Raw genomic sequence first — 18,747 nt, 5'->3', positions numbered from 1 at the left:
ATATTATATTTTAATAGCATTACTCTTTCACGTGGCCTTATTGTCTCAAGACGAAGAATTGGCCGAAATACGAAAGAACAGGGTCTAATATCTAGATACACTGTGGGATTACAGCGCTGGACCGAACAAGGATGCTTTACTAATCTACCGAGCAATGGCCTCAATCAAGGTTGATCTTAACAAGGTACAGATATTTCATACAGACAGAGGGATTGAGTATAAAATCAAGCTGATAAACGTAGCATTTGTATTTATGGAATACACCGTTATACACATAAAGATAAACCTTAGGTGTAGAACCCTAAGGTTTTACCTAGATCTATTTATTTAGCAAAAGCAAAAACGATTACTGCTATCACTCGATACAACCAATTGATTTCTACCATTCGATTTTGCCTTGTATAAAGCTTGGTCTGTTTTTTCAATAAATTGTTCAACTTTTTCTGATTTGTATTCGGTTAGTCCTAAACTAATTGTGATAGGTATTTGTTGTTTATTGTAAATAAACTTGGACTCTTCCACAGCCTCACGGACACGTTCTGCAATTTCACTACCTTCTTCTAAACTCGTTTCTTGCAGAAGAATCGCAAATTCCTCTCCTCCCATTCTAATAACCACGTCTGCCTCTCTAACGTTACTTTTAATAACGTCTGTAATATGCTTAAGTGCATAATCACCACATACGTGACCATAAGTGTCATTAACTCTTTTGAAATGGTCTATATCAAACATGACTAGAATCAAAGACTTACTCATCCTTTTACTTAATGGGATTGCTTGTTCAATATAAAAATCAAAATACCTTCGGTTGTATACTCCTGTTAATGGATCCGTAATAGTCATTTCTTCAACTTTCCGTACCAACTTTTCAGTTTTTATTCGTAAGTATCCGACTGTTAAAAGGATCGACCAATTAACTATTATGCCTAGAACAAGGGTTATTACATCTAGAGCAAATTGAGTGAAGCCCTCTTGATTGAACTCAATTGTTAGTTCAAATAGGCTGTAAAAGATTGCTGTTCCGATTACTACACTCCAATTCGGGTACTTAAAGATAATAATGATACTTGGAATTAAAGTTATTGACCATATAAAAGGATCGTGGCTCCCATAGTCATCTGCAATGGTATCGATAATAATTGGTAAAACAGTCCCAACCAAAATAATTATCCAATTTATATATTTGTATTTCATAGGCTTCTTCTCCTTTAGTATCCATTACACTAACGTATCTTAATTGTAATTACAGTCCGGGACATTTGTATAGTACCAATCATTCTCAATTTACAATACATAATAACCTAGGAACAATAGGAATAGATTCCTATTGTTCCTAACTTATATTTAAAAATTTGAAAAATAAGCTATTCTGTAATAAATCTTCAACTTTTCTGAAGGTTTTTTCTTGTGTAACAGCATTCATACCAACTAAATATTCATAGAGACTATGATTATCCTGTTTAAAAATTGATTTGGGGGCTTTTCTTCCAATTTACTGCATAGAATGGAGACAAGCGTATGTGATCTCTCAATGAAAATAGTGAACCTGGAGGGAATAACCGAATGCATTTTATTGAAGATGTTAAAGAAGTGAAATTCAGTTTTTTGGAAAAGCCGCCGGCGTCGTCTATGACACATGCATTTGTTTATGTGAATCAACACAACGAATACTATGCAATTAAAAATGGAGAGCGTTTGTCACGTAGTGAACTGAGGATTGGTAAATATAAAAAGGTTTATACAATCAATATGCAACAGCACACTATCACCTACAAGGAGGAAGTCCCATCGGCAACACGAGGAAGAAGGTTTTCTGTCAATTTATCTATCGATATTGCCGTTGAACATCCCGAACGGTTAGTTCAACAAAACGCAGGAGAAATTAACACCATTTTTAACAATAACCTCCCCTTCTGGGTGGAGTCGGAAGCAAGATTTTATCCTATCGATGAGGATATGAGCTTTGCCCGGCACATTGAAGAGTTTTTTCAAACGTCGAAATTGTCCAAGGTGTTGAGAGAAGCTGGTATTGTCGTTCGAAATGTTCGTGTGTTGATCCGGCAAGGGATTCGCGACCAACGTCATGATGAGGAGATTGCCGATTTAGACCGGAACGCCGAACTATCTGCTTATCAAGAGGCACTGGACTTGGAGGAAGCCCGTCGGATATCAGCATCAATTAAAGAAGCACTGCAAGCAGGTGATTTTATCACTGCTGGGAAACTTGGAGAAAAGAATGAAATGGCAAAGCGGTTAGTCGAATCGGAATTTAGCCAAAATCAAGCCTTCAAATCTGAGGTAAACAAACAACTTTTTATCTTGATCAACGATCACTCTATTGACTCGTTTGAGGCAGAACAAAGATTGGCCAAGCTAAAAAAGCTATTCCCCTATCTCCCAGTCAACCTGGAAAACAGCAATGAAAAAAAACAGATATCTGGTCCACGGAGAGAACTTTCATCCTATTTTAATAAAGGAGACTAGTTATCGTGGAATCAATTTTAAATCAGATGTTTAGCTTCTGGTCACTTCTTTCTGTCCTGCCGGAATGGATGGGTATATTTTTGGCTCTTTTTGTGCTCCTGCAGCTCGCAAGGCTGATTTTGTTGTACTTTGTTCCTCCCTTCTTAAACTTGATATGCCGTTTGTTGAAAAAAATGCTTCAGCTTCTTTCTTACCCAATCATGGTACTTCTTTGCACGATGCAAAGAAGGCGGAGAGAAGCAGGAAAAGCTGACATACCTGTCTGGATTGATATCATCGAAGGAATGTTTGCCCTGTGGGAAAGATTTTTCAACAAAATGATTCAGCTTTTCATGAAACGGAAAAGGAGTAATAAAAGGATTAAAAGATGGACCTTCCATGCTGCCACAGCTATAGTGATCTTGCTTACTGCTGCCATCATGAACAATCCAAATGAGTGGTATACACAAAAATGGAAGATAGCTGAATTATGGTTAAGCAAAGATCAGATTCACATACAAGCATCTCAGATTTCACAGGATCAAAAAGAATTCATTTTAAATAAGAATTATGAAGATGGCGGAAATATCCGTGAAGCACCCGCACTAACTGCTCCCCATCTATACACGATTACAAATGGAGAAATCATGCACTTTTTGAATCAAGAACAAGTAGATTCCAAAGGGATCAAGTGGCTAAAAGTTCAAACACCAAACGGAATTGAAGGCTGGATTTCATCCTTAATTGTGGAGGAAAAATAATAAGTAGAGGGTATATTGCCCCTCTACTTATTTAACCCTCTTCCTAATTGGTATTAATTCATATAACGGTATTCTCTCAGACTATTCAAGATAGAGATTTCCTGTAATAATTTCTCTCCAACATTCGTTTCTCTAACCTTTTTTCTCTTTAACTCTTCATCTACCACTCTTTTTATTGATAAAACGTCTGTTCCGTTACGTAAAACATCTTCTTTTGAATTAAAATGCTTATGGGCGACCAGTTGCATACCGAAGGAATTATATAGTAAGGTATATCCTGCTATTCCTGTTGTGGATTGATAAGCTTTGGAGAAACCTCCATCGATCACGATCATCTTACCATTTGCTTTAATTGGATCTTCTCCCTCAATTTCTTTAACTGGTGTATGCCCATTGATAATATGACCCTGGTCAGGATTCAGATCAAATTCTGTTAGGATTTTGCAGCAAATCTCTTCATTTTCACGTAAATAGTAGTATGGGTTCTTTCTCTCTTTATGAGTTGCCTTGTCCTTTATAAAGTACCTCTCAAAAGTAGTCATTTCTCTTTTTCCAAAGAGTGATGAATATTCTCCTGTCCATAAATACCAGACCATGTCCGTCGCAAGATCATCTGACACTTCAGGGTGTGCAAAAGCATGCCGTAAATACCGTTCAAAAACATCGAGTAATTCACGTCCTGAAAAGGTATTATTTTCAATAACCATTTTTTCCATATTCCCGTCTTCATCTAAAGGAATACAACCATGAATTAATAGATTCCCGTTATATTTTAAATAAAGACTCCCTTTCTTCAAAAGAAAATTCATATGTCTGGCCAGCTTTTCTGAATGCTGCACTGAAAATAATAATCTTTCCATAACCTGCTTTTCTTCTTCTAATAATTGATCAGGCTGCTCTGGATTTACCGTTGCAAAACAAGTATTTTCTAGAGGGTAGGTTTTCCCATAAATCGTTATCTCGTTCTTATCATAATCAATTTTCTCCAGTAAAAGCCTTTCTGACATATTAAAATACGGGCGTCTCTTTATTATAGGCATTTCGAGTTTGAACTGGATCATCGCTATGGCTTGGTGAATTTTTGTTATTTGTAATATTTCATGATCAGGCTGCTTCTTATCTGAATGTACCTTAGGTCTGAAGGCCGGATTGTCCTGATAGTATTTTTCTGCAAGATTCAGGAGTGGCCTAAGATTGATTCCATATACATCTTCAATAATATCCAAATTTTCATATCTTGCACAGATACGAATGATATTAGCAAGACAAACCATTGAACCAGCAAAAGCACCTATCCATAGTACATCATGGTTTCCCCACTGAATATCAACGGAATGATAATTAATTAGAGTATCCATGATTTTATCAGGTTCGGGCCCACGATCATAAATGTCCCCCACTACATGAAGATGATCGACAACCAGTCTCTGAGTTGTATACGCAAGCCCTGTTATGAGTTTATCAGCCTGGCCTAAAGAGATAATCTGCTCGACAATTTCTTTATAATACTGCTCCTTATTTTCTGATTGATTGGTTTTGTATAATAGCTCTTCTATAACAAACACAAACTGACTCGGCAATGCTTTTCGTAGTTTCGAACGTGTATATTTGGAGGAAGCATGAGAAATTAGCCTTATCATCCGCTCAATGATTACGATATACCATTGGTTTAATTCTTGTTCATTGCCAAAATGACTTTTTATTAATTTTAATTTTTCTTCAGGATAATACACTAATGTCGCAAAATCATTTATTTCTTTTTCAAATAAAACATCTTGAAACAAGTCTCGAATTCTCTTTTTTACATTCCCTGAACCATTTCTTAGCACATGTTGAAATGCTTGATACTCGCCATGCAAATCACTGACAAAATGTTCTGTCCCCTTTGGTAGATTAAGAATGGCTTCCAGTTTGATAATTTCAGTTACCACTTTTTCTTCACTATCATATTTTTGGAGGAGTAAATCTAGATATTTTGAATTCAATACTATGTATCCCCTTTCAAAATTCACCATTTATTTTCTATGTAATAGTTTGGGATTAATTATGTATTATATCAGAAAAGACAAATAATCGTTATTGTAAAATTTAGAATTTGATAGATTTGACACACTAGTAAACTAATTATCAATGCGTCACATCTAGCATTATGTATTCTCATATAACTGCACCATACACTTATTAAAAATGCCCGGAGAAAATTTTTACCCCCGGGCAATGCAACATTAAAGCTAGCTATGAAGCATTTTCAAACTGACTATTGTAAAGCTCCGCATAAAAACCATTTTTCTGCAGTAATTCTTCGTGATTTCCACTTTCAATGATGTCTCCATCTTTCATAACTAAAATCAAGTCAGCATTTTTAATAGTTGAAAGTCTGTGAGCAATCACAAATGAAGTTTTGCCGACTGTCAGTTTATCCATGGCCTTCTGAATCAATACTTCCGTACGGGTATCCACTGAACTAGTTGCTTCATCTAAAATAAGTAATGGTTTATGCTCAATCATCGCTCTAGCAATGGTAATCAACTGTTTTTGACCGGCGGAAAGATTTGCTTTATCATCAAGAATCGTATCATAGCCTTTTGGCAGTGTTTTAATGAAGTGGTGAAGGCCCACTGCTTTACAGGCTTCTTCAATTTCATCTTCGTTTACTCCCTGTCTGGAATAGACAATATTCTCGCGAATGGTGCCTTCAAACAACCATGTATCCTGAAGAACCATACTGAACAGGTCGTGAATGTTTGCCCTGGTTAGGTTATTTGTTGATACACCGTCAATCAAAATCTCCCCGCCATTTACTTCATAGAATCGCATCAAAAGGTTGACCAATGTTGTTTTACCGGCACCGGTCGGACCAACAATCGCCACTTTTTGACCTGACTTCGCCGCAGCTGAAAAGTCATTGATTACTATTTTGTCCTCACTATAGCCGAAGCGTACATTTTTAAACTTCACATCCCCAATAGCGGTTTCAAGTCTTTCCATTTTTCCGCTCTCGTCTTTAAGTTCTTCTTCAGCAAGGAATTCAAAAACACGTTCACTGGCTGCAGCTGTAGACTGAAGGTTGGTAGCCGCCTGGGCAATCTGTGTAAGAGGCTGCGTAAAAAGTCGGATATAAATCATAAAGGCAACAATTACACCAAATGAAATGACATCATTCACGGCAAGAACAGCACCGACGATACTTACAACCACATAACCAAAATTACCAACAAACATCATTAAAGGCATCATCAGCCCTGACATAAATTGAGATTTCCAGGCGCTATCATAGAGTCTTGTGTTGATTTCATGGAAGGTTTCCTTCGCATTTTTTTCTCCATTATAAACCTTCACAACATGGTGACCAGAATAGATTTCTTCGATATGACCATTTAATTTACCAAGCTCTTTTTGCTGCTGAGCGAAGTACTTTTGCGACTTTGAGATGATGAAAGTCATCATAGCAAACCCAAAAAAAGTGGATAGTATGGCTGAGATCGCCATGATCCAGTTTGTATAAAACATCATAATCAAAGAGCCAAGGAACATGGTGACGGCCGAAACTAGGGCCCCTAAGCTTTGATTCATTGTCTGTCCAATCATATCCACATCATTCGTTATCCGGCTTAATACATCTCCGGTACTGGTCTTGTCAAAGTATTTCAACGGCAAACGATTGATTTTAGTTGAGATATCGATACGTAAATTTTTGGACACACGCTGTGTAACGGTGGCCATAATGTACCCTTGAATATAGTTGAACAAAGCACCTAAGCCATATAGAAAAGCTAGAATGGCTGCTACATTAACTACTGCATCAAGATCGATGCTGGTCATCATTCCTTCCGTAATCAAATCGGTAATCTGATTCAGGAACTCTGGTCCAATGATGTTGAAAATGGCACCTGCCATTGCTAGTAACAAGGCTATGATAATTAGTGGTAAAAAGACTTTGCAATAAGATATCAGCTGCCTAAACGTTTTCTTAAAATCTTTTGGTTTTGCGCCTGGACCACGAGGGCCTCCTCCACGCAGCGGGCCTGGTGGTGTCATTCTATTCTGTTCCTGACGATTTTCAGCCAATTTCAAGTTCCTCCTTTGACAACTGAGAATAAGCAATTTCCTGGTAAACTTCACAATCCCTCAAGAGTTCATGATGGGTGCCAATACCAACCACTTCACCATCATCGAGTACAACAATTCGATCTGCATCCTTAATGGTACCAATCCGTTGTGCAACAATTAATGTAGTCGCATCTTGCGTTTCTTTTTTTAGAACAGACCGCAATGTTCTATCTGTCTTATAATCTAGTGCTGAAAATGAATCATCGAAAATATAGATTTCGGGTTGTCTATACACCGCACGAGCGATCGATAGTCTTTGCTTCTGTCCGCCTGAGATATTGGTACCACCTTGTGCAATGGAAGCGTCATACTGGTTTTCCATTTTCTCAACAAATTCTGTACCTTGGGCTATTTCCACTGCCTTCATAATATGAGCCTTTGCTGAATTTTTGCCACTTTCTCCATAAGCTACATTGGAAGAAACGGTACCGCTGAACAATACGGCTTTTTGGGATACATAGCCAAGCTTATTCCGTAATGCTTCCTGCTGAAAATATTTCACATTGACACCATCAACCAATACTTCCCCTTCTGTTGCATCAAAATATCGAGGAATGAGGTTAAGCAGTGTACTCTTCCCACTGCCGGTGGAACCGATAAACGCCACTGTTTCTCCTTTGAGTGCTGTAAAGCTAACATTCCGAAGGATATAATCGGAAGCTTCTGGGTATTTAAAACTCACATTCCTGAATTCAACCTCGCCAGTGTGATCCTTCTGTCCTTCTGTTTCAGTCCCATCAATGATAGTTGCCTCCGTATCGAGGACTTCATTAATTCGTCTCGCGGAAACCGATGCCCTTGGAAGCATGATAAACACGAAGCTAAGCATCATAAATGCCATAATTACCTGCATAGCATAAGAAGAGAAAACCACCATATCTGAGAACAAAGTTAATCGATTGGGCAGAGCTGCATCATTAATCAAGTACGCACCAATCCAGTAGATGGCTAGACTCATACCTGACATAATGATACCCATTGTCGGCATGATGATGGCCATTGTCCGGCTGGTAAAAAGGTTCGTCTTCGTCAGTTCGTCGTTTGCTTTTTCGAATTTCGCTTCCTGGTACTTCTCGGCGTTGTAGGCATGAACCACCCTGATACCAGACAAGTTTTCTCTTGAAACAGTATTCAAATTATCTGTTAAACTCTGAATCACCTTAAATTTCGGCATGGCAACAAAAATAAGGATCGTTAACATGAGAATCAGGATGGCAACGGCAATCCCGGTAGTTGCCGTCCATTGCCAGCTTTTCCCCATAATTTTAAAGATTGCCCACACAGCTAAAATCGGTGCTTTGATTACTACCTGTAGTCCCATTGCAATCAGCATTTGAATCTGTGTGATATCATTTGTGGAGCGTGTAATCAAACTAGGTGTTGAAAAGCCATTGATTTCTTCCATTGAAAAAGACATGGTCTTCTCAAATACCATCGCACGCAGCCGAACGGAAAAACCAGCAGCTACTTTTGCTGCAAAGAACCCCACAATCATAGCCGCTACCATACTGCCCACAGCACATAAAATCATATAACCACCATTAAGGAGAACTTCGCTCATCTTACTTCCTTCTGTCTGGACGAGTATGGTGACTTCGCGCATATAATCAGGCAACTTTAAATCGAGATACACCTGGGTTACAATGAAAATTAAACTGCAAAAGATTAGTAGCCAATCCTTTTTTTCAAGATATTTAAAAATTTTCAGCATGTAATATAAACCCTCCTAGGGATCGAATAAGAATAAACCTAATACTGTTAGATAACTTTCAAAAAATACTATCTAACATGGCTACATAAAAAATCATCCATCATCCGTTGAAAATTCTATAATTCTTTTTAAAATACGAACAAATTCTTTTGCATCTTTTTCGCCTAATTTTTGTAGTGTTTTCTCAAGCATGGATAATGCTTCTTCATATTCTTCCATAACATAGCTATGTCCAGCTTCTGTGATGGTGACGATGACAATTCGTTTGTCATGTTCATCCCTATTTCGTTCGATAAATCCTTTTTTGGATAAACTATTGAGGGCAGAGGCCACACGCGGAGTGCTGAGATACAGTTTTTCACTAATTTCGCCTGATGTCACTCCTTTTTTCCAAAGAGCTAGATGACCTAATATCCTCTTTTCTCCATTAGAAAGATCGTCTACTTTTTTCTGAAACGGCATTTTTGGGTTTTTCGTCATATTAATAATCAGTTCATTTGCTAACGCTCTGTAATCCATGAAATTCACCTTTCGAAATATCTAATACTATTAGATAATATATTATGTGGGGAGTACCGTGTCAAGTTCTTTGGTTGGGGTTGACATGATTGCTGAAAATTTGCCGAAAAACTCAGTAAATGCATATTTATTTAATTGTTTTTGATTGAACGTAATTATCAAAAAAGCTTGAAAAATCAACAGATTTAATAAAAATTTAGTTACACAAAGACAAATTTCATACTTTTCCTAAACTGTTGATCGGAGGTTCTAATCCTCTTCGGGACGTAGAAAAACCCTATGCCACAGCAAGGGTTTTTCTGTATTTTTCTTTTATATTCATACTTAATTTACAGCTATTAGTCTTTTATAAAAGTTAAAATATGATCAATGAACGGCTCTGTTTTTTCAATTTGAGTCCAATGACCACATTCATTAAATACATGTAATTCTGCATGCGGTAATAATTGAATTAATCGATAGCTTGTTTGTTCGATTGGGATTACTTGGTCATTTAATCCATGAAAAATTAATGTTTGAGTCTCAATTTCTTTAATTTGCTCATCCTCTAACGCCATTTCATCTAATTTCTTTTGGCGGGGTGCTGGAAACATTGCAGAAAAAGCCTCTTTTATATCAGGTCGAATACTCGCCTCATACCGCAAACGAACAAGCTCCTCATTGTTTGCTGCTTCTTGATTATAGGAGAATAATTTAATCAGATTTCTCATTGAATCCAGACTTGGCTCATAACCCCATACTGCTTCTAAACCTTCAGAAATAGGATGTTTTGTGCCAACACTACCCATCAAGATTAATTTTTTCACTAAATCTGGTCTGCGATAGGCAATTTGAAGAGATAATGCACCACCGAATGAATTACCAACTAAATAAACTGGTTCGTTGGAAACTGCTTCGATAAAACTAATTAAATGTCCTACCCATAAGTTAATATGATAATTATGATCTGATAATTTGTCTGTTTCACCGAAGCCAATAATATCTGGTGCAAAAACCTGATACGATTCACTTAAACGTGGAATGACTAAACGCCAGTTTGCAAATGCTGATACTCCTGGACCTGATCCATGTATTAAGATGATTTTTTCATTACCAGAACCCTCTTCATGATAATGTGTATTTATCCCATTAATATTTATATATTTTGAACGAATTTGCAAAACAATCTCTCCTTTTATTTCTCAACGAGTACATCAGACTTAACAGGTGTACCATATTTAAAGAATTCTTGAGGTAAGTTAGATCCATGCCAGATAATGGCCTTTTCTAAATCTTTACCTTTCCACTCAATTGTTCTCCAAGCAGGATCGAAAATCTGATAGCCTGGATCTCCGAATAATTCAACACGATTACCACCTGGCTCGACAACATATAAGAAGGCAGCTTGTGTTACACCGTGTTTTCCTGGACCAGCTTCAATTACATAGCCGCTTTCAATTAGTAAGTCTGCTACATCTGATAAATGTTGAGGATAACCATACCAGTAGCAAATATGGTGCAGACGGCCAGTTTCACCCAATGCATCACCCATAATGGCAATGTCGTGTACTAAGTTGCTTACACTTAGCCAAGCAGCGATGTCAGAATTATCGTCAGCTAAAATACGCTCGCGTACTTTAAATCCTAGTACTTCCTCTAAAAACTCAACATTTTTGTTCGTTTCCTTTGCTAATACGTTGATATGATCTAAACGACGTACAGGTACTCCACGACTTGGACGCCTTTGCGGACGATTTAATAATGGAGTTTTTTGATCTTCAGGAGCCTCATAATACTCGACATCCCATAAAATTTCCATTTTGTGGCCATCTGGTGATGTGAATTGGTAAGCACGTCCGTGACCAATATCACCGTCAATCCAGCCAATGCCGCGTCCTGATTGTTCAATTGCAGCTACACGACGTTCTAATGCTTGAGGAGATGTTGCCCTCCAACCAATATGACCCAAGCCGGCTTCATTATTTTCAGTGATGATTAACGTGTTATGATAGTGATCTTCATAAGCGCGCATATAAACGGATTTTCCTTGACGATAGATCTCATCCATGCCTAGGATATTTTTAAAAAACGCTACAGACTGCTCTAATTTTGGGCTATAAATTTCAATGTGGGCAAGCTGAGCCACATCTAAAATAGGTTCTTTTGTCATTTGATCATTCCTCCAATTTTTTGTTTAAGAAAAGAGCCTTTAATTACCACGTTGCGTGACCTTTAAATCCGAGAATAGTTCTTCCGTAACCCGCCATTGCATCCTCGTATTGATGTGTTGGATGAGCTGCAACTGCAAGAATATCCCGAACGAATCTCTCACTTCCATCGCTTTTGTATACTGAATTACCACCGAGTGTAATCAAAATACGAGTGGCCATTTCTGAGGCTGTTTTCGCTGTATATCCACGAATCGCAAACAGCAATTCACGCTCTTCTTCCTCTAATACTCGGATACTGTTATCTTGATAATAATGTAATCGATCCGCATACTCTTTTGCTAATGCCTTTAATGCTGTTAACTGAATGTTTAATTCCGCAAGTGTACGTTGAGCAGACCCTGCATCTTTTTCGCTCGTATTGTTATTGAAGATTCGAATGCGATTTTCAGTTTTTTCTTTAAAGTTGCGAATCAACCGTTCAACTGCTCCAATTGCAATGTGTTGGAAGCCAGCCAAGAAGAATGCAAGATAGGGGACATTGAAAATTTGATAATCCTCTTCATAGTTGCCATCCTGTGCAGTAGCTCCATTCAGTACTCTTGTTAATGGGAAAACATAATGTGGTGGAACATATACGTTATCTACCTTAACTCCGTTACTGCCTGTACCGCGTAATCCAATCGTATCCCAGTTCTCAATAATTTCTGTATCTTTTTTATGAACAATAAATAAGCTAAACTCTGGTTCTGTACCGTCCTGCATTTTATGAACAGCGCCTAATGCAATCCATTCACATCCAGATACCCCGCTGCAGAAATTCCATTGACCTGACAACCGATATCCTTCACCGTCATCAACTACTTTTCCAATTGGTGCAAAAACATCAGCCATTAAAGCACCGCTATTGTATAACTCTTCACGGCCTTGTTTAGGTAGAAACGCTGGCCAAGTTTCATGGATAATTGCGAAGTATGTTAGCCATGCTGCCGAAACATTGTAGTTAGCTACAGTTCGAATAATATCTCCAAATGTATAGAAGTCTAAATTTTGACCACCATATTCTTTGGGTCTAAGTAACTTTTGAAAGCCAGCTTCTTTAATTTTTTCAAATACCTCATCTGGAAGTCTCGCATCTTGATCGGCTTGTGCAGCATGTTTCTCTGCCAGCTCTCCAACCTCTTTTGCTTTTTGAAGTAGCTCTTCTCGATTAATCGTTTTTTCAAGAACTGCTAAAGAATTAACTGCCATTTCAATTCCTCCCTCTTGTAAGCGTCATCACAATAATCAGCATGACCTGATTGAATTTTATTTTAATCGTCTGTAATGATTAAAAATAGCTACACAGGCTACCAAAAAACAGTTGTTTTTAGAATATTTAGACTAATTTGTTTTTTGGAATATTATAGAAAGTGCATGGTTACTGCTATTACCCAGTATTTACCCTATGAACATAGTGAAAATTATTTTCTTAGAAAAATAAAAAAACCTTAGAAAATAGTCTCATAAAAACTAGGTTTTAAGGTTTTTATCTATATTAATTGTTTTTCGGGGTTACTTAGACGTCAATTTTACCCTGTGCTTTTAAAATCTTTAATGCCATATAAATTGAAAAAATACGTTTTGTATCATCTAAATCAATATTTATAATCTCGCTAATTTTAGACATACGATATCTTAGTCCACTAATAGACATTGAAAGTACTTTGGATGTATTATTCAGATTATTTCCATTCTCGATATATGCGTATAAAGTCTTTGTTAAATCAAAATCCCTATCTGCTTCTATCAATCTACCTACCTGCTGATTTACAAAACGATTAATTAATATTTCATCTTGTATTTGAAATAAGACACTTTCAATCTCCAAATCCTCATAGTAATAAATATGCTTTTTCGGATTTTTTGCCTTTAAAGCAGCTAATGATTCATTATATAAAATAGTCAGCTGGGTGATATTTTCAACTACCGAGCTCGCACCTATATAAAATGCATATTTTACAAAACGGCGTAAACAATGCTTTAATAACTGATTTATGAATGTTTGTCGTTCTGTACATAACGATTTAAATGTTGAATATTCAATTAAAATAATAATTTTATCTGCTTTTTGGGATACAATGGCATTTATATTTCTTTCTTTTAAAAACAAATTAATATGTCTTACTAATTTTTCATTTACTTCAATCTCACGATTAATCTCGGATTGGTTAATCGTTCTTTCCAAGGTAAGCATCCAATAAGATTCGTCAGGAGGAAAATTAAGATAATAAGCAATTTGATAAGTTTCTTTTTGCTCTAATCGTCCTTCTAAAACATCACTTAAAAAACTGCGTTTTACATTTTGCTCGGTGTTAATCTTAATATTTTCATTTAGTAATATGACAGATACCGTTAATGAGGCTTTATCGATAATCATGTACTCCAAATCAGTCGGCTCGTTACGTCCTAAATAGAGAAATGAACAGTATCCCTTCACTTCTCTCTCAAATAAAATAGGTGTTCTAAGGATACCGATTTCAGGAGAAATACGGACAAATTCTGTATTCTTAGAATTTATTTTTTCTAAATCAACGTTCATCGACACATTCTTAGATTTCGCTATAATTTTGTTATATTCATTCTCTATAAAGGTTGGTAGTCCTGTTGTTTCAAATAATAGATCTACAATTCTGTGCAATCCTTGTTTTGCAAGTAATTCATGGGTCAATTTTTGTTGGACCTCATTTGCTTGCTTTAAATAATCACGTTCAATTTTTAGCTTTGCTGTTACCTCATCTAATTCTTGAATCATACTTGTTGATTGGTAATAGCTATATTCATTTTCTAGTTCTTCTCCCCAGTTTTCAATTGGCATACAAATGGCTTTACATTCCTGATACCCCATTGCACGACATTCAATTTCTTTTACCAGAATTGACTTTTGCAAAACAGTGGATAAATAGCCGCTTGCATATCCGCATAGTGTATGACAAATAGGTTTATTACTAAAAGCCCCATCCTTTAAAAATTCCTCTGCCTCAAATGAGTTAGTCCAATCTACATCAATTTTTTTTAATTGATTTTCTTCGTCATACTGAATATCTGTTATTTTCACATCCTCTAGGTACCCATGTAAAATATGAAATTTTGGTCCGCTATTAATTAATTCCAGTTCATTTTCCCATTGATATGTCATTGCCTTTTCCGCATCACTAACACCGCAGTGCCAGCCATATCGAACAAAAACTCCTTTCGTACGATCTTCCCCTATAGTTGTCACGAGTTCTTTTTTTAATGATGTTCTTGCAGTAAGGGGAATAGAAATCATCCGTTCATAAAATACTTTTAAAGCCTCGTCTTTAGGCAATTGAAAAACATCAATTATATTTGTTTGTCTTAAATCCATCTGCATACTCATCCACCCCAATAATGAATTTTCTATTCTAAAAAACACTACTCGAATAAAACTTTTAAACTTTTGATAGACTATTTCAGGAGATTGGATTCAAACTACAAATAGTTTCATAGAACTGAAGTGTTAATCACAATAATTACCATATTTACGCTTATTATACAGAATACTATAACATCTAATGGAAAAGAGGTAAATAAATATGTAAGGGTTTTCAAACCAGGTGGTCATTATGGAAACCGCGGATAGAAGAAGTGTTTATACTGTTTATAAATCCAATACTGTAGTTGGAGGTTCGAATCCTCTTCTGGACGTCAAAAAGCCTTGATTTTTACAAGGCTTTTTATTTTATTAAACTTTTATTTACATTATCAAATTAAGAAGTTTGATGGGATAGGTTACTCTATTTCAACTAAAGAAACTTGCCTTTTTAATTATTACTTCCGGTACCTTTTAACCCGATTTTATCACCATCAGTGATAGACCTGATAACCCTACATGGTACACCTGCTGCAATCACATTTGCAGGTATATCTTTTGTTACAACACTCCCAGCACCAATAATTGTATTATCACCTATCGTCACTCCTGGAACAATCGTAACTGAACCACTTATCCAAACGTTATCTCCTATATTTATTGGAAGTGAACGCTCATAACCTTCTTTACGCTCATCTGCATTCACTGCGTGATTTGGTGTATACAAACTAACATTCGGACCGATTAACACATTGTTTCCAATGGTAACTTTGGCACAATCCAAAATTGTACAATTTGTATTTGCGTAGAAGTTATCCCCAACTGTAATATTATAACCATAATCACAGTTAAATGGTGATTCAATCCATGCATTCTCTCCTATAGAATGAAATAGTTTTTGAATAATTTGATTTCTTTCATAGCGTTTTGATGGTTTAAAATTATTAAACTCAAATAATAAATCCTTGGCTCTTTCTCTTTCTTCGACTAGCTCTTTGTCCCAACTTATATAGTATTCTTGATTTAACATTTTATCTTTTTCACTCATAGTATCTTCTCCTCTTTTCTTTACTTAATGATAGTATAAGAATAGTTTTAAAGAAAACTTTTATCTTACTTAGCTATTTGAGATTGAGTTGACCTAACTTCCAAGCCGGCTGTGTGTTTATCCATTACCTGGTGAATCAATACTTCCGTACGGTATCCACCGAACTTGTTACATCATCCAAACACGACAGGTATAATTTTTCCGGTCATGTTTTACATTACAAAAATATTTATTTAAAAAACTCTATAGCAGCTTTTTCGATTACAAGCCCCATGGTATAGCGATTCATAAATTGCTCAAATCCTGCTACATCCCTTGGATCAGGGGTCAACGTCATTCCAAGTTCACCTGCAAATACTTTGCGGCCTAAATAATCTTCCAACTTTTCATTATTTTCATATAAGATGCAAGTAAAGCAATTCCCCATGCTCCGCCTTCTCCTGCCGTTTCCATAACGGAAACAGGTACATTGAGTGCAGCAGCCATAATGCTTTGACCTACACCTTTGGTCTTAAATAGTCCACCGTGGGCCAGGATTTCATCCAGTTTCACATTTTCTTGTTTGAGGAGAATATCCATCCCAATTTTCAGTGCTCCTAATGCTGTAAATAAATGAACACGCATGAAATTAGCCAGGTTAAAATGGCTGTCAGCTGAACGAACAATGGGCGACCTTCATCAAAGTGGGTCATATGTTCGCCGGAAAGATAGCCATAAGCAAGTAAGCCTCCGCAATCCGGGTCACCTTGAAGAGCTAAATGATAAAGGGTACTATACAATTTATCCTTGTCAACTTCCAAACCCATTGCTTTTGAAAATTCGGCAAACATTCCCATCCATGCATTCAGGTCTGAAGAACAGTTATTGGAGTGCGCCATCGCTACCAAATTTCCAGTAGGTGTGGTAACTAGGTCAATCTCGGAGTAAACTTTGGAGAGTTCCTTTTCGAGTACAACCATTGCAAAAACAGAAGTTCCAGCCGAAACATTCCCCGTACGCTTTGCAACACTGTTTGTTGCGACCATTCCCGTTCCTGCATCCCCTTCTGGAGGACAAAGTGGAATACCAGCCTGCAGCTCTCCGGTTATATCCAGAAGCTTTGCCCCTTCTTCTGTAAGGACTCCGCCGTTTTCACCCGCTAGCAAAACTGTCGGCAAAATCTGTTCAAGTTTCCAGGGTAGATGGTAAGGGGCAATCAGTACATTGAATTGATCAATCATGGTTTGATTATAGTTCTTCGTATTCACGTCAATAGGAAACACACCAGAGGCTTCTCCAACTCCCAGAACCTTTTGTTCAATGGTGTCAGCACATCATTGGCATGTTCATTTAGGATGCCGATTTTCCTTGCAATATAACCCAGCATCGCTATTCCGTAAAGGACAAGCATTTCTTGTAAAAAAAAGTCTGAAGACTGCATAACTACCCCTCCTAAATTAATCGTATGAACGAGAAACCTATAAGGTTAATAAAGATGAGGAAGGAATGATTTTGATGGAAAATGCCTCCGTTTCTAAGCAATGTGAACGTTTTAAGGGTAAAAAAACAAGATATTGAAATTGCTTTTTTGTAATAATAATATAATGATTTTGGAGGTTAAATGTGGATGATAGAAAACACAATCGACTATTCGCAAAACGATAATGGGGATATTCTCATTAATTTACCAGGAGATTTTGATTTAAAAGCGAATCTCAGCTATTTAGAGCGGAATAAAAATGAATGTATGTTTGAAGTCGAAAACGGAATTATCACAAAGGTCATTTCTGCAGGAGAAATTAGATCCTTACTACAAATAAACGTTAATAGCATTAATCAGATGATCGTACATTTTTTAAAAGACTCCAGTCCCCGTAAACAGTCAGATCGTGAGAAGGTCATCGGTTACATTCGTGAATGGTTTGATCTTGATCGTGAATTAACACCATTTTATGAAATGGCCACAGCGGACCCGCTCCTAAAGAAACCAATCCAAGAATTCTCCGGATTACGTTTGATTGGCGTTCCCGATTTATTTGAGGCCCTCTGCTGGGGGATTTTAGGACAGCAAATCAACTTAGCATTCGCCTATAAGCTAAAACGCCAATTCGTTGAAAAATTTGGCGATTCCATCGAGTCGAATGGCAAGAACTATTGGGTTTTTCCTTCCTTTGATCAAATTGCAATATTAACACCAGAAGACCTAGCAGATATTAAAATGACCAGGAAAAAAAGTGAATATATTATCGGAATCGCCAAATTGATGGTCAGCGGGGATTTATCAAAGGAGAAATTATTGAGAATGGACAGCCTTAAAGAAGCTGAGAAGAGTTTAGTTAAAATCCGCGGTATAGGTCCATGGACAGCAAATTATGTCCTAATGCGCTGCTTACGCTATCCCTCAGCCTTTCCGATTGATGACGTCGGGCTGCATAACGCGATCAAACTTCTAACCGGCGCAGAGAAAAAACCTACGAAAGATGAGCTAATGAAATTATCACTAAAATGGATGAATTGGCAAGCATATGCCACATTTTATTTATGGCGGGTTCTTTATTAAAAAATGTGGAACTTAAAAGGTATGAAGGTCATTTCTGTTTCCATCCATTCATTAGTACCTTAAAAACATATTTTTA

The 18,747-nt window shown here is 36.9% G+C and carries 14 protein-coding genes and 2 pseudogenes; 4 read left to right on the top strand and 12 right to left on the bottom strand.

Annotated elements, in window-relative coordinates; all coding sequences use genetic code 11:
* Positions 1–30 precede the first annotated feature (30 nt).
* A pseudogene (locus AC2TFD_RS09905) lies at positions 31–244 on the top strand (hypothetical protein); the annotation flags it as partial.
* 83 nt (positions 245–327) lie between these two features.
* On the opposite strand, the gene AC2TFD_RS09900 reads toward AC2TFD_RS09905, so the two are convergent.
* Complete coding sequence (locus tag AC2TFD_RS09900; protein ID WP_335520482.1) at positions 328–1,194, bottom strand: GGDEF domain-containing protein; 867 nt, start codon at positions 1,192–1,194, stop codon at positions 328–330.
* Positions 1,195–1,563: 369 nt separating this feature from the next.
* Between AC2TFD_RS09900 and AC2TFD_RS09895 the strand changes: the two genes are divergently transcribed.
* Together AC2TFD_RS09895 and AC2TFD_RS09890 are read left to right on the top strand one after the other, a co-directional pair.
* The gene (locus AC2TFD_RS09895) at positions 1,564–2,484 is read left to right on the top strand and encodes a hypothetical protein (protein ID WP_335516354.1); all 921 of its coding nucleotides are present in this window, start codon (positions 1,564–1,566) and stop codon (positions 2,482–2,484) included.
* A gap of 5 nt (positions 2,485–2,489) precedes the next feature.
* Complete coding sequence (locus tag AC2TFD_RS09890; protein WP_335516357.1) at positions 2,490–3,224, top strand: SH3 domain-containing protein; 735 nt, start codon at positions 2,490–2,492, stop codon at positions 3,222–3,224.
* A 53-nt stretch (positions 3,225–3,277) separates the two neighbouring features.
* On the opposite strand, the gene fbp is transcribed toward AC2TFD_RS09890, so the two are convergent.
* From fbp to AC2TFD_RS09835, 11 genes and pseudogenes are all read right to left on the bottom strand, one after another.
* Positions 3,278–5,209 carry a fructose-1,6-bisphosphatase gene (fbp, locus tag AC2TFD_RS09885; protein ID WP_484675515.1) on the bottom strand — a complete coding sequence of 644 codons (1,932 nt, stop codon included), beginning with the start codon at positions 5,207–5,209 and terminating at the stop codon, positions 3,278–3,280.
* A gap of 250 nt (positions 5,210–5,459) precedes the next feature.
* The gene (locus AC2TFD_RS09880) at positions 5,460–7,262 is read right to left on the bottom strand and encodes an ABC transporter ATP-binding protein (RefSeq protein ID WP_484676288.1); all 1,803 of its coding nucleotides are present in this window, start codon (positions 7,260–7,262) and stop codon (positions 5,460–5,462) included.
* Positions 7,263–7,284: 22 nt separating this feature from the next.
* A complete protein-coding gene (locus tag AC2TFD_RS09875; RefSeq protein WP_335516362.1) occupies positions 7,285–9,045 on the bottom strand; it encodes an ABC transporter ATP-binding protein in 1,761 nt (586 codons plus the stop codon).
* A 93-nt stretch (positions 9,046–9,138) separates the two neighbouring features.
* Positions 9,139–9,564 carry a MarR family winged helix-turn-helix transcriptional regulator gene (locus AC2TFD_RS09870; protein ID WP_484675514.1) on the bottom strand — a complete coding sequence of 142 codons (426 nt, stop codon included), beginning with the start codon at positions 9,562–9,564 and terminating at the stop codon, positions 9,139–9,141.
* A 338-nt stretch (positions 9,565–9,902) separates the two neighbouring features.
* The gene (locus AC2TFD_RS09865; protein ID WP_335567431.1) at positions 9,903–10,724 is read right to left on the bottom strand and encodes an alpha/beta fold hydrolase; all 822 of its coding nucleotides are present in this window, start codon (positions 10,722–10,724) and stop codon (positions 9,903–9,905) included.
* Between the two features lie 14 nt (positions 10,725–10,738).
* Positions 10,739–11,713: a catechol 2,3-dioxygenase gene (locus AC2TFD_RS09860; RefSeq protein WP_335517028.1), complete on the bottom strand. Its 975-nt coding sequence runs from the start codon at positions 11,711–11,713 to the stop codon at positions 10,739–10,741.
* Between the two features lie 43 nt (positions 11,714–11,756).
* The gene (locus tag AC2TFD_RS09855) at positions 11,757–12,962 is read right to left on the bottom strand and encodes an acyl-CoA dehydrogenase family protein (RefSeq protein ID WP_335517032.1); all 1,206 of its coding nucleotides are present in this window, start codon (positions 12,960–12,962) and stop codon (positions 11,757–11,759) included.
* A gap of 307 nt (positions 12,963–13,269) precedes the next feature.
* Complete coding sequence (locus AC2TFD_RS09850; protein WP_484675513.1) at positions 13,270–15,105, bottom strand: XylR N-terminal domain-containing protein; 1,836 nt, start codon at positions 15,103–15,105, stop codon at positions 13,270–13,272.
* A 430-nt stretch (positions 15,106–15,535) separates the two neighbouring features.
* Positions 15,536–16,132 (bottom strand): sugar O-acetyltransferase, encoded by a 597-nt coding sequence (locus AC2TFD_RS09845; RefSeq protein WP_335515817.1) that lies wholly within the window; start codon positions 16,130–16,132, stop codon positions 15,536–15,538.
* Between the two features lie 229 nt (positions 16,133–16,361).
* Positions 16,362–17,424: pseudogene (locus AC2TFD_RS09840) on the bottom strand (FGGY-family carbohydrate kinase); the annotation flags it as partial.
* Positions 17,376–17,552 carry a hypothetical protein gene (locus tag AC2TFD_RS09835; protein ID WP_335515814.1) on the bottom strand — a complete coding sequence of 59 codons (177 nt, stop codon included), beginning with the start codon at positions 17,550–17,552 and terminating at the stop codon, positions 17,376–17,378. The gene AC2TFD_RS09835 and the pseudogene AC2TFD_RS09840, both read right to left, overlap by 49 nt.
* A gap of 186 nt (positions 17,553–17,738) precedes the next feature.
* Here AC2TFD_RS09835 and AC2TFD_RS09830 point away from each other — a divergent pair, with 186 nt between their 5' ends.
* Positions 17,739–18,671 (top strand): DNA-3-methyladenine glycosylase family protein, encoded by a 933-nt coding sequence (locus tag AC2TFD_RS09830; RefSeq protein ID WP_484675512.1) that lies wholly within the window; start codon positions 17,739–17,741, stop codon positions 18,669–18,671.
* The last annotated feature ends 76 nt before the right edge of the window (positions 18,672–18,747 follow it).

Source organism: Neobacillus sp. plas4 (assembly GCF_057221695.1).
Note: the sequence above shows the minus strand (reverse complement) of the source record. Positions and strands in the feature narration are given on the sequence as shown.